This is a genomic window from Hoyosella rhizosphaerae, assembly GCF_014643175.1.
In the GTDB taxonomy this organism is placed as follows: Bacteria; Actinomycetota; Actinomycetes; order Mycobacteriales; family Mycobacteriaceae; genus Lolliginicoccus; species Lolliginicoccus rhizosphaerae.
Window position 1 is genome coordinate 1,179,386 of record NZ_BMJH01000001.1, and the last position, 12,841, is coordinate 1,192,226.

At 58.8% G+C, this 12,841-nt stretch carries 11 protein-coding genes; 3 read left to right on the forward strand and 8 right to left on the reverse strand.

Features of this window, described 5'->3' with window-relative positions; translation table 11 throughout:
* The 4 genes from infB to rimP form a co-directional block, all read right to left on the reverse strand.
* Positions 1-3,243: a translation initiation factor IF-2 gene (gene infB, locus IEW73_RS05520; RefSeq protein ID WP_188671412.1), complete on the reverse strand. Its 3,243-nt coding sequence runs from the start codon at positions 3,241-3,243 to the stop codon at positions 1-3.
* A gap of 137 nt (positions 3,244-3,380) precedes the next feature.
* A complete protein-coding gene (locus tag IEW73_RS05525; RefSeq protein ID WP_373286499.1) occupies positions 3,381-3,764 on the reverse strand; it encodes a YlxR family protein in 384 nt (127 codons plus the stop codon).
* A gap of 136 nt (positions 3,765-3,900) precedes the next feature.
* Positions 3,901-4,902, reverse strand: coding sequence for a transcription termination factor NusA (nusA, locus tag IEW73_RS05530; protein ID WP_188671414.1), 1,002 nt, complete (start codon positions 4,900-4,902; stop codon positions 3,901-3,903).
* Between the two features lie 11 nt (positions 4,903-4,913).
* Positions 4,914-5,459, reverse strand: a complete 546-nt coding sequence (gene rimP, locus IEW73_RS05535) for a ribosome maturation factor RimP (protein ID WP_188671416.1) — start codon at positions 5,457-5,459, stop codon at positions 4,914-4,916.
* Positions 5,460-5,561: 102 nt separating this feature from the next.
* Between rimP and IEW73_RS05540 the strand changes: the two genes are divergently transcribed.
* Both IEW73_RS05540 and IEW73_RS05545 read left to right on the forward strand, forming a co-directional pair.
* Positions 5,562-6,161: a hypothetical protein gene (locus IEW73_RS05540; protein ID WP_188671418.1), complete on the forward strand. Its 600-nt coding sequence runs from the start codon at positions 5,562-5,564 to the stop codon at positions 6,159-6,161.
* Complete coding sequence (locus tag IEW73_RS05545; RefSeq protein ID WP_188671420.1) at positions 6,158-6,658, forward strand: ferritin-like domain-containing protein; 501 nt, start codon at positions 6,158-6,160, stop codon at positions 6,656-6,658. Before IEW73_RS05540 ends, IEW73_RS05545 begins: the two co-directional genes overlap by 4 nt.
* Here the strand turns inward: IEW73_RS05545 and IEW73_RS05550 are convergent.
* Positions 6,655-7,362, reverse strand: coding sequence for an O-methyltransferase (locus IEW73_RS05550; protein ID WP_188671422.1), 708 nt, complete (start codon positions 7,360-7,362; stop codon positions 6,655-6,657). The two genes, IEW73_RS05545 and IEW73_RS05550, sit on opposite strands and share 4 nt — an antisense overlap.
* Positions 7,363-7,392: 30 nt before the next feature.
* Positions 7,393-9,138, reverse strand: a complete 1,746-nt coding sequence (locus tag IEW73_RS05555; RefSeq protein WP_188671424.1) for a proline--tRNA ligase — start codon at positions 9,136-9,138, stop codon at positions 7,393-7,395.
* Between the two features lie 64 nt (positions 9,139-9,202).
* Here IEW73_RS05555 and IEW73_RS05560 point away from each other — a divergent pair, with 64 nt between their 5' ends.
* The gene (locus IEW73_RS05560; protein ID WP_188671427.1) at positions 9,203-9,949 is read left to right on the forward strand and encodes a YaaA family protein; all 747 of its coding nucleotides are present in this window, start codon (positions 9,203-9,205) and stop codon (positions 9,947-9,949) included.
* A 4-nt stretch (positions 9,950-9,953) separates the two neighbouring features.
* Here the strand turns inward: IEW73_RS05560 and IEW73_RS05565 are convergent, their stop codons facing one another.
* Together IEW73_RS05565 and cobA are read right to left on the reverse strand one after the other, a co-directional pair.
* Positions 9,954-11,441, reverse strand: coding sequence for an MFS transporter (locus IEW73_RS05565; protein ID WP_229675855.1), 1,488 nt, complete (start codon positions 11,439-11,441; stop codon positions 9,954-9,956).
* A 167-nt stretch (positions 11,442-11,608) separates the two neighbouring features.
* Entirely contained in the window at positions 11,609-12,832 is a 1,224-nt protein-coding gene (gene cobA, locus IEW73_RS05570; RefSeq protein WP_188671429.1) for a uroporphyrinogen-III C-methyltransferase, read from the reverse strand.
* Between the last annotated feature and the right edge of the window lie 9 nt (positions 12,833-12,841).

A 12,841-nucleotide genomic window follows, 5' to 3' on the forward strand; every position in this document is an offset into this window, starting at 1 on the left:
TCACTCGCGTGGTTTTTCTCGCATCTCGTAGCACTCGATGATGTCGCCGACACGGATGTCGTTGAACGTCAGCGTGAGACCGCATTCGAAACCTTCGCGAACCTCGGTTGCATCATCCTTTTCGCGCCGCAGCGACGAAACTGTGGTCTGTTCGACAAGGACAACATTGTCACGGATAACGCGTGCTTTGGCGTTACGCCGCACAATTCCGGACTGGACCATACAACCTGCGATGAGACCGACCTTGGACGATTTGAAGATCGCACGGATTTCTGTGCGTCCCAACTCGACCTCTTCGTAGATCGGCTTGAGCATGCCCTTAAGCGCCTGCTCGATTTCGTCGATCGCTTTGTAGATCACCGAGTAGTAGCGAACCTCGACGCCTTCACGGTTCGCCAACTCTGTGGCTTTACCTTCGGCGCGAACATTGAATCCAATGATGATTGCATTGGATGCTGATGCGAGGTTGACGTTAGTTTCGGTGACTCCACCGACACCGCGATCGATAATTCGAAGCTCTACTTCTTCACCAACGTCGATCCCCAGGAGTGCTTCTTCCAGTGCCTCGACGGTACCGGAGTTGTCACCCTTGATGATCAGGTTGAGTTGATGAGTTTCCTTGAGCACCGAATCCAGATCTTCAAGGCTGATCCGTTTACGGGTCTTGGCGGCCAGTGCATTTCGCTTGCGTGCATTTCGCCGGTCGGCGATCTGACGTGCGATTCGGTCCTCATCCACCACGAGGAGGCTGTCGCCTGCTCCTGGGACGGATGTGAAACCAACAACCTGCACTGGGCGTGACGGTGTTGCTTCGTGAACGTCTTTGCCGTTCTCGTCAAGCATCCGTCGAACGCGACCGTAGGCGTCACCAGCGACAATGGAATCACCGACGCGGAGGGTTCCGCGTTGGATGAGCACTGTCGCGACGGGTCCGCGACCGCGGTCGAGGTGTGCCTCAATTGCCACACCTTGTGCGTCTTGGTCAGGGTTGGCCCGCAAGTCAAGCGTGGCGTCTGCGGTGAGCAGAACAGCCTCAAGCAGGGCATCAACATTGAGGTTTTGCTTGGCGGAGATGTCGACGAACATGGTTTCGCCACCATATTCTTCGGCCACAAGGTTGTATTCGGTAAGTTGCTGCCGAACCTTCGCCGGGTTGGCGCCTTCAACATCAATCTTGTTCACTGCCACAACAATCGGCACATCTGCCGCTTGTGCGTGGTTCAGCGCTTCAATTGTCTGAGGCATGACGCCGTCGTCAGCGGCCACCACAAGGATGGCAACGTCGGTGGCCTTCGCACCACGGGCACGCATAGCGGTGAACGCTTCGTGGCCTGGTGTGTCGATGAAGGTGATGAGGCGCTCGTTGCCTTCAAGTTCGGTAAGAACCTGGTAGGCACCGATGTGCTGCGTGATTCCGCCAGCTTCGCCTTCGCGCACATTCGCTTTACGAATTGTGTCGAGAAGTCGAGTCTTACCGTGGTCCACGTGACCCATGACAGTAACCACTGGTGGCCGCTGTTCGAGGTCTTCATCGACGCCTTCGTCTTCACCGAAGGTGAGGTCGAAACGCTCGAGTAGCTCACGGTCTTCGTCTTCAGGGCTGACGACGAGAACGTTGTAGTTCATTTCGCTGCCGAGAAGCTCAAGAATTTCGTCGCTTACCGACTGCGTTGCAGTCACCATTTCACCGAGGTGGAACAGTGCCTGTACTAGCGCAGCTGGGTTGGCATCGATCTTCTCCGCGAAGTCCGCCAATGAGGCACCACGTGCGAGACGAACAGTCTCGCCGCTGCCTCGTGGCAACCGTACGCCGCCGACGCTTGGAGCCTGCATTGAGTCGTATTCCTGGCGCTTCTGGCGCTTTGACTTACGACCCCTGCGTGGGGCGCCACCTGGGCGACCAAACGCACCTGCTGCTCCACCACGGCCGCGACCGCCGCCACCTGGGCGTCCACGGAAACCTCCTGGTGCACCTCCTGGTGCGCCTGGTGCTCCACCTGGACCACCGGAGCCGCCTGGACCACCTGGACCACCGGAGCCACCGCCGGGACGGAACCCTCCGCGGCTACCACCTGGACCACCGGGACCGCCTGGTCCACCGGGACCGCCGCCTGGGCGACCTGGGCGACCTGCTCCACCACCGGGCGCTGGCCGTGCTGATCGCGACGGCATCTGGCCTGGAGTTGGGCGTGGCGGCATGCCACTTGCGCTTGGGCGCGACGGCATCTGGCCTGGAGTAGGCCTTGGTCCGCCTGGACCCCCGGCTGGGCGTCCTGCGCCACCGGCTTGTGGTCGTCCACCGGGTCCACTGCCTGGGCGTGTGCTTGGCCGTGGCGGCATCTGACCTGGAGTTGGCCGAGGACCACCTTGACCAGGTGCCGGGCGAGCACCTTGTCCTGGTGCTGGGCGCCCACCACCTGGGCGTGGCGCTGGTGCGCGACCACCCGCGGCGGGGGGTGCCGTACGTGGAGCTGGAGGCTCTGTAGGAGCACTGAATGGGTTGTTACCCACCCGTGGTGACCGTTGACCAGGCTTCGGACCAGCTGGACGCTGGGCTGGTGCCTCCGCACTTGCTGGCGCAGGTGCTTCGTCACTTGCAGCTGCGCGCTTAGGTTGTCCTGGCTTAGGGCCGGCAGCTTTCGCTGAACCCGGCTTGGCCGCACCAGCAGCTTCGGGAGCAGCGGTTGTCTGCGCCGAAGTTTGGTCGCCAGTTTGGGCATCGCGCGCTGTCGAGCGTGGTTTCGCCGGTGATGGCTTCTTCGCTACTGGGGCAGGTGAAGGTGTTGCACTACCCGGTTGTGGCGAAGCCGCTTTTGCCTTTGGACCTGGCTTTGACGTCGTGTCCGACGCAGCGGGCTCGGCACTTGCTGGGCTCTTCTTTGCGGGCCCTGGAGTTGGACCTGGTTTAGGACCTGGACGGCCTGCAGAAGCAGTTCCTGGCGTCGCAGGTTTCGCCGCAGCCGTTGAAGGCGCGGAAGGCTTATTTCCGGACGCTGAAGCGGGTGCCGCTGAGGCTTTCCCTGCTTCGCTGCCGGAACGGCCTGTGGCTGGCTCTGCTGAAGCGCCTTGCGATGCAAACTGCTCACGCATACGACGCGCAACAGGCGCTTCCACTGTCGACGACGCCGATTTGACGAATTCGCCTTGTTCTTTGAGTTTGGCCAAAAGCTCTTTGCTTGTGACCGTCTGTCCTGAAGTGCTGAGCTCTTTTGCAAGCTCGTGCACGCGGATCTTGCCTGGCACTACTCTCCTCACTAGTGAGGTCGAGCGGCGTCAGTCAGGCCCGCACGACCTCGGGTTATCGCAGATGGTTACTCATCGCGGAAACTTCATTGCTTGCTCATGTGTGCTCGTGCCTACCCTTCTCGCAGGTCGCGCTGTCATAGTCCATCCTGCACGAAACCGTCGTTTCTGTGCGCATCCGTTGCCGAATCCGCACTCACCATTTCGGGTGTTTGACTGTCCCGCACAACAATACTGGCGAGTTCCGCAGCATCAAGTTCCCCTGACACTCGCAACGCCCGGCCGAACGCTTTACGCTTCACTGCTTTGTCAAAACAGTCCTGGCTAAAGTGCAACCATGCACCTCGGCCCGGAAGTCTACGACGCAGATCGGGGACTAGACGGAAACGGTGGGTACCGCTCCTCTGTGCCACGACCCTCAGCAGATCAGCAGCTAACGTACGGCGCCGACATCCAACGCAGGTTCGCACCGGCGCTGCCGCCGGACGATTCTGCGTTGCTGAAATCGAACAGTAAATCACGTTGAACCACCCATGAGTGTAGCGCGATACTGGCTAATCGCTAAATGCGGATACTTTTCCATACCGCACCACCACATGGCAGTGCCCAATCGACCGCACCACATCAGACCCGCCAAAACCGACCCGGCGGACATAGTTAGCGTTCGCTGTCGTCTCCCGCATCGCTGCGGATGTCGATCCGCCAGCCTGTGAGACGTGCCGCGAGCCGTGCATTCTGCCCTTCCTTGCCAATGGCAAGGGACAGCTGGAAGTCTGGTACAACCACTCGCGCCGCACGCGTCGCAAGATCAACAACCGTGACTGATATCACTCGCGACGGCGACAGCGCATTCGCCACAAACTTCGCCGGATCCTCGTCATAGTCGATGATGTCAATCTTCTCACCAGCCAATTCGCTCATCACATTGCGCACACGCTGTCCCATCGGACCGATACACGCGCCCTTGGCGTTCAAGCCTGCAATATGCGAACGCACCGCAATCTTCGATCGGTGCCCAGCCTCGCGCGCAACCGCAACAATCTCCACGGTCCCGTCAGCAATTTCAGGAACTTCGAGCGCAAAAAGCTTACGAACCAAGTTTGGGTGAGTTCGTGACAAGTTAATTTGTGTGCCTCGGGGGTTCCGTGCCACACCAACGACATAGCACTTCAACCGATCGCCATGCTCGTAGGTTTCGCCAGGTACCTGCTCAGCCGCCGGAATCACACCTTCGGTTTTGCTCACCTCGCTACCAATGCGCACCACAACCATTCCGCGAGCATTGGCCCGCGAATCGCGTTGCACTACTCCGCCGACGATCTCCCCCTCGTGGGCAACTACCTCGCCATATGCACGGTCATTCTCAGCGTCGCGCAGGCGCTGAAGGATCACCTGACGAGCTGTCGTTGCAGCGATCCGCCCAAATCCCGCTGGAGTGTCATCCCACTCAGCAACAAGATTGCCCTCCGCGTCGTACTCACATGCCAGCACAGACACTGTGCCAGACTTGCGGTCGATATCGATCCGAGCTTGCGGCTGGTGCCCGTCAGTGTGGCGGTACGCCGTCAACAAGGCACTTTGAATTGCCTCAATGATCATGTCCACTGGGACGCCCTTGTCGTCCTCAATGGCTCGCAACGCGGATATATCGATGTTCACTTGTCGAACTCCTACTTGTTGTCACTATCGTGTCGATCGTCTGTCGTGCCCATAGCGAGCGCAACTTCACGCGGGTCCGGGGAAGAGAACTCAACCTGGACCACCGCATTTTTCACTTCAGCAAGGTCAAGGACGTGAGCGGTTGGACCGTCAGCCCCAACCACAATGAGTTGAACACCAGTTGGCGCTTCTGCATCACCAACGAGCGCCCCCACTCTCGCTTCAATTGTTCGACCACCAGCGCGTACTGCCACCTTGCGCCCGCGAGCGCGCCGCCAATGGCGCGGCATTGTCAGCGGACGATCTACTCCAGGAGAGGTAACTTCGAGGACGTATGGCATCTCGCCAAAGACGTTCAAAGCATCAAGTTCCTCGGACACCTCACGGCTGAGTTGAGCAAGGATGTCAAGGCTTGGTGCAGTGTCAGCGTCAACGACAACAGCCACCGAACTACGCTGCCCATCTGGCGACACGCGCACTTCCTCCAAGTCGAATCCGTGTCGTTGGGCCATTGGCGACACGATTCCGGCCAGGTCTTCCTGGGACGGCACTGGCATGAAGGCACCCTTCGTTCAATTAGTGGCAGCACTGCTCTGGTAGGCGCTACCGCGTCTACGTGAGGCTCTAGCTTAGCGTGCAAAAGGTGGCAGGATAGGACCGTGCACTCCCGCGAACCCTCAACTCCGTCCACACCGCGACGTTTTCGGTGGGCATCTAGCAACTCGCTGACCCGCCGGAAGCTCTTGACGATCGGATCAATCGGCACACTTGGGGTTGTATTCGCCACCACCCAAACCGGGTGTGCAGTGTCAGAACGGGTGATCCCTCGCCTTACGGCACCGGAGCCGCCAGCACCAGAAGAAGATGAACTCAACGATCACCTAGCGTCCGCATTGAGAAGCGCAGCGTTGGCGCAAGCTGCGATCACCATGTCGCCGGACCAGGCGAACGTGCTTGGGTACGTGCGTGATCAGCGACTTGAACACGCAACCTATCTACGCCGTGAAATTGTCCGCGCACGCGGTCGCCGCGTTACTGATCCCCCAATGACGACCGATGACGGGATTGCGCCGACGGACGATGCGGTCGCTGAGTACGCGCCATCGTCGCCACCGTCACTCCAAGAGGTTCGTACGCAGTTGCGGGAGTCTGCGGAGATGGCAGAGACCTACGCAGTCCAAGCCTCCGGATACCGCGCTGGGCTTTTGGCCTCTATTTGTGCTTCGTGTCATAGTCACCGCGTGGTGTTGGAAAGGTGAGCGTGCAACAAATCGGCGGCCGACAAGTCATTCCCCCATTTTCGGCGCAAGAGAATCAGAGCAATACATCTACTACCGGGCCCGAAGCGCTCGCGTACGCACTTGATCGCGAGCACGCGGCAGTATTCCTATATGGGGCGATAGCGGCGTTCATCCGCAACGATCAACGCAACTCTGTGTCGTTGGCCCTCGCCGCGCATAGGAGTCGTAGGGACGCCATCGTTGACCTCATCGCTGAGTCAAACCATCCCCCTGTTGTGCCCGCGCCCGCTTACCACACGAGCTTTCCCGTGAACTCCGATGCCAGCGCACTAGATGCTGCACTGGTCGTCGAAACTGACTGCGCTGCCGCGTGGCGGGCAGTCGTGGAACGCACAGCAGTGCGCGAAGTGCGTGCTACTGCTGTTGATGCGTTGTCTGATGCCTCGGTCCGAGCGACACGATGGAGGCTCGTTCTCGACCAGTCACCCGCGACCGAGGCGTTTCCTGGAACCTAGGTGCGATTGACCAATGCCAGCGCGAATCCGTCCCAGCCTTTGGTGCCAACTGTTTGTATGACGGTGGCATCGAGGTGAGGATGACTGCCCAACAATTCGAGCCCGCCTCGGACCCCCAGAGCGGCTTCGTCTTGTGGATCAATGATCGCGCCATGCCAGACGGCATTATCGAGCACTATCGCTGCCCCTTCCGCACACAGCTCTAGTGCTGCTGTGAGGTAGTGGGGGACGTTTTCTTTGTCTGCGTCAATAAACACGAAGTCGAACAGTTCGGAATCGATGTCAGGATCCGAAAGTTCGTTTTGCAACTCGTCCAGGACCGCTCGCGCGTCGCCAATACGAATGTCAACGACATCCCCCAGATGTGCTGCGGAGAGAGTTTCCTTGGCAACTTCTGCGTAGTCAGGGTTGTGCTCAATAGTGACGACGCTTCCGTCGCGCGGGACAGCACGAGCGAGCGACAAGGTGCTGAATCCCCCAAGGGTGCCGATTTCGAGAATGCGGCGAGCGCCCCGTAGCTGCGCAAGCAGTTGCAAGAATTTGCCATGGTTTGGCATCACTTCGATGGACGGCAACCCGTGTTCAGCGGCGCGACGCAATGCCGCCAGCGCAAAATCGTCGGGCTTGACCACTGTAGAGACGATGAAGTCCTCTACAGCGTCAACGTCTTGTGCAGATCCGATGGGATGTTCAGAAGAGGCCACACACCCAATAATGAGGGATCGACGCCGCTTTTAGGTGAGTTCGTCTACAACGTCGTCGATTGCGACCTCGCGGCTTTCGCCGGAAACGCGATCACGAATTTCGACCACACCGTTTGCCCAGCCACGGCCAACGACAACGACCTTCGGAATGCCGAGTAACTCTGCATCCTTGAATTTCACGCCTGGGGAAGCTTTGCGATCATCCAGGATGACGCGGAGCCCGGATTCATCGAGTTTGCCAGCGATGCTTTCAGCACCGACCCGCGCTTGCTCATCCTTGTTTGCGATGACGACGTGCACGTCCGCCGGTGAAGCCTCCACCGGCCAGCGCAGCCCTTTGTCGTCATGCATCTGCTCAGCAATTACAGCTACCAGGCGGGACACACCCACGCCGTATGACCCCATTGTGACGCGAGCGGGTTTTCCGTTGACGTCGAGAACATCTAGTTCGAACGCGTCGGTGTATTTACGACCGAGTTGGAAGATATGACCGATCTCGATTCCGCGGGCCGAGACCAATGTTCCTTGACCGTCGGGTGCCACATCACCATCGCGCACGTCTGCCGCTTCAATCGTGCCGTCAGCTTCGAAATCTCGTCCAGCTACGAGGTCAACGACATGTTTGCCGTTTTCATTCGCTCCGGTGATCCACCGGGTTCCTGCTACAACGCGAGGATCTACGAGGTAGCGGACCTTGTTAGCGATGAGAGCTTCGGGGCCGATGTATCCCTTGACGAGGAACGGATACTTCTTAAAGTCTTCATCGTCGATCACCTCAACTTCAGAGGGCGCCAAAGACGCTTCGAGCCGTTTGGCGTCGACATCACGGTCGCCGGGGATGCCGATGGCGAGCAGTTCCCACTCATTTCCTGGTCGGCGCACCTTCACCATCACGTTCTTGAGGGTGTCAGCGGCTGTAACGGGACGACCAAGTCGCTCCGTTACCTCGTCTTCGGTGTTGGCCCACTCAACAAGTGAGGCAATCGTGGGGGTGCCAGGGGTGTCGAAAACCTTTGCTGCGGGGGTGTCCTCAAAGGACTGCGCAGGCGGCGCCGGTGTTGTTACGGCCTCCACATTGGCTGCGTAGCCAGTTTCGATGCAGCGCACAAAGGTGTCCTCACCGATCTCACTTTCGGCGAGGAATTCTTCAGAAGCGCTGCCGCCCATCGCGCCGGAAGTGGCAGCGACGATGACGTATTTCAGCCCAAGCCGATCGAAGATGCGCTGGTACGCCGCGCGGTGCTTTTGATACGACTCAGCGAGACCCTCATCTGTCACATCGAACGAGTAGGAGTCCTTCATGACGAACTCGCGTCCGCGCAAAATGCCAGCACGAGGGCGTTCCTCGTCGCGGTACTTCGTCTGCACTTGGTAGAGAATTACAGGCAAGTCTTTGTAGGAGCTGTACTCGCCCTTCACTGTGAGGGCGAACAACTCTTCATGAGTGGGGCCGAGAAGGTAATCGGCGTTTTTCCGATCTTTGAGCCGAAACAGCCCATCTCCGTATTCTGTCCAGCGGCCAGTGGCTTCGTATGGCTCACGAGGCAACAGAGAGGGCAGCGATATTTCCTGCGCCCCAATCGCATCCATTTCTTCACGAACCACACGCTCAACTTCACGAAGCACCCTCAGCCCCAATGGAAGCCAAGAGTAGATGCCGGGTGCGACACGGCGAATGTATCCCGCGCGCACAAGCAATTTGTGGCTCGGCACTTCGGCGTCAGCCGGGTCGTCGCGAAGGGTACGAAGGAACAAGTGAGAAAGGCGGGTGATCACGGCATGCAACACTATCGTGTTGCACTGACAACTGAGAAAACAGGACGACCGTTAGGGTGTGTTGATGCTCATTCTGCTTCCACCGTCGGAATCAAAATCTCCAGGCGGAACCGGCCCCAAAATCGAGGTCGAGACTTTGAGTCTTCCTCAACTCAACCCCATACGGGAACATCTGATGTCAGCACTTGTTGAGCTTGCACAAGATGAAGATGCCTGTGCGAAAGCACTCAAGTTGGGGCCCCGCCAGAGTGACGACATCACCGCGAATGCCCAGTTGCGACAGTCGCCCACCATGGCGGCAATCGACCGCTACACCGGAGTTCTCTACGACGCACTAGACATCGCCTCGATGAAAATCAGCGAACGCGGGCATGCGGTGGAGCGCCTCGCAATAGGGTCAGCACTTTTCGGCGTTGTTCGAGCCGACGACCAAATCCCCTACTACAAGTTTTCCGCCACCGCCCGGATTCCAGGGCAGCCCACATTGCGGGCACTGTGGCGGACTGTTCTATCGCAAGAACTCGAGCAACTCGATGTAGGGATTGTGATTGACCTTCGCTCAGGCGGCTATGCCGCGCTTGGCCCAGTCGAGGGGGCCGTCACTGCGACAGTCGTGACTGAACGTGAAGATGGATCAAGAAAAGTTGTCAGTCACTTCAACAAACATCACAAAGGCCTGCTGGCAAGGGCGCTCTCATTGAGCAAACTTGAGCCCACAGATATTTCTGACGTCGCCTCGATCGCTAAAAGAAATGGTCTCCATGCTGAAGTTTCAGGCGAAAGTGAACTAACAATCGTCACGCAGCCATAGAAAACTAAATCACCGGAGCTGCGTCTTGTGCGGCACGTGCCTGGGCCACGTGCTCGGGGGTGAAGCGCATCCACAACGCCACGACCACGGTTAGTAGCGCTGCAAGAGCTGCAGCAATCGCAATCGCGAACATGTATCCCTGGCCAAGGAAAACGACTTGGGCATCGGTCATATCGCTAACAGGCCCACTGATACCACCGAGGTACCGCGTCCGCGACGTCGCAAACGCCCCAACGACCGCAAGCCCTAGCGCGCCACCAAGTGTTTGGGCGACAAGTGCAATAGCGGTGAGTGGTCCAATTTCGGTGGAATGCACACCCGCAACGGCACACAGGGTTAGCGGTACAACCGCTGTACCCACACCCGCACCAACAACGAGGATGGGCGGCAACAAGTCAACGAGATACGTCGAGCTTTGGTCCATCTGCGCTGCCCAGCCGAGTCCGATCGTCATCAGCACGCCACCCGTGGCAACTAGCCAACGCGGTTGGAACTTCACTGCAAGGGTTGCGGCAATTTGCGCTGCAATACCGAGTGCAAATGCGAACGGAACGAAGGATAGCCCGGCCTGCAATGGGCTGAATCCCAGAATCTCCTGAACAAAAAGCGCCACAAAGACGGCCATGCACATGGTGATAGCACCGGCTATGGCGATCGCCGCGAACGTAGCGACGCGGTCACGGTCACGGAACAGCACGAATGGCAACAAGGGGTTGTCAGCGTTGCGCTCAACCAACAAGAAAATACCGAGCACGAGGAATCCCGTGACAATCGCACCCACAACGAGGTTGGAGTCCCATCCGCCTTCTGCCCCCTGTGTGAGTCCATACACGAGTGCTGAACAACCGAGGGTGGCAAGAATTGCCCCGGGAACGTCGAGGCTTCGCCGAGGCCCCTGCGATTCCGGCAGCGCCCGGCGTGACATCGCAAGGATCAACAGACCGATAGGAATATTGATGAGGAAGATCCACCGCCAGGAAACCTCAGTGAGCGCGCCGCCCACGAGAAGCCCGGACACCGAACCGAGTGCCGTCATCATCGCGAAAATCGCAAAAGCTTGGTTGCGGACTGGTCCTGCGGCAAAAGTTGTCGCGACAAGAGCAAAGGCTGTTGGTGACGCGACGGCGGCACCGACACCTTGAAGACCGCGGGCAAAAATGAGAATTGAGTCTGTCGTTGCAACACCCGCGATGAGGGACGCGAAGGTGAACAGTGCGACGCCGAACATGAACATTCGTTTTCGGCCGAAGGAGTCACCGAGACGACCGCCAAGGAGCATGAGGCCGCCGAACGCAAGCGCGTAACTGGTGATGACCCATGTTCGACCGCTGTCGGTGAGGCCGAGGTCATCCTGAAGTCGCGCGAGGGCAAGGTTAACGACGGTCCCATCGAGGACGACCATTAGTTGGAGTGCGCTGAGAACTACGATGGCCCATCCGAGCACCCGTGTTGCTGGACCGTTCTCGACCACGCTGCTACTGCCTCCGCCCACACTGGCTTCTGGTGACTCATTAACTACGGTAATGGATGCGCCATCTGCGGGGTGCCCGGCAGCGGTTCGCCGGTTACCAGCATTGGGGTTCGTACCCACAGTTCGCGCTCCTTTGCGTCGATTTACTGCCTCTCTGTTACCTATCGTTATCTAAGTGTTGATTTGTTTCAGCAAATATCAGGTGCGAGACCCGCCACAGGCCCAATAACGACAATCGCAGGAGGGCGGATACCGTGTTGAGTGATCTGAGTTGCGACAGTATTGAGGTCCGCCCGAAGCACCTTTTGTGAGCGTGTCGTGCCCTCTTGTATAACCGTCACTGGAGTAGTGGGCGCACGCCCTGCGCTCATAAGAGCGTCAGCGAACTGGTTGATGCGTTCTACCCCCATGAGCAGCACGATTGTGCCTTTCATTCTGCCAAGGGCAGACCAATCAGTGAGCGACTGCGGATGCCCCGGTGGTACGTGCCCACTCACAACCACAACCTCATGCGCGACACCCCTGTGAGTGACGGGCACATTGGCCGCAGCTGGGACAGCAAACGCACTGGAGATACCAGGCACCACTGTGACAGGAATCTCAGCCTCCACGCATGCGAGCAGTTCCTCAAATCCCCGTCCGAACAAATAGGGATCGCCGCCCTTGAGCCGAACGACAAACTTTCCCGCACGCGCCCGCTCAATCAGAACATCATTGATAGCTTCTTGCGCCATCGATCGCCCATAGGGGATTTTGGAAGCGTCAATTACTTCGACCGTCGGGGAAAGCTCAGCGAGAAGCTCCGGCGGGGCGAGACGATCTGCCACCACAACATCGGCATGCGAGAGCAACCTGCGTCCGCGCACTGTGATGAGGTCTGGGTCACCCGGTCCGCCACCGACGAGCGCGACGCCGGTGTACGACGTGCCACTCCCTTGACGGTCATCGATGATTCCTGTCTGCAGCGCGTCATGGATTGCGTTTCGAATAGCCGCAGAGCGCCGATGATTACCACCGGCCACGACACCGAAGGTGAGTCCATCAAATGACGCAGACGCTGGTGTCACGGCTGTGCCTTGCCGCGCATTGTCCGCTCGGACGCAGAAGATCTTGTGCGACTCAGCCTCCGCGACGATTGCAGCGTTAACGTCGGGATCATCGGTCGACGCGATCGCATACCAAGCATCAGCGAGGTCGCCGGTTTGGTAGGGCCGCAGAGTCAACGTGATATGTCCGGCTGTGGCCATTGCCTCAACTGCAGCGGTTGCCTCGATAGTGACAACCTCAACAACTGCGCCCGAGGAGACGAGCAGCGGCAATCGCCGCTGCGCAACAGACCCTCCCCCAACTACAACGACACGGCGGCCGACAAGATCAAGACCTACGAGGTACGGTGCGGCATCGCCGGTCACGTCAACTCT

What these genes read in the sequence shown, in the direction of transcription:
- rimP (WP_188671416.1), bottom strand. Translation starts at nt 5,459, where the DNA reads ATGCCAGTGCCGTCCCAGGAAGACCTGGCCGGAATCGTGTCGCCAATG.
- IEW73_RS05560 (WP_188671427.1), top strand. Translation starts at nt 9,203, where the DNA reads ATGCTCATTCTGCTTCCACCGTCGGAATCAAAATCTCCAGGCGGAACC.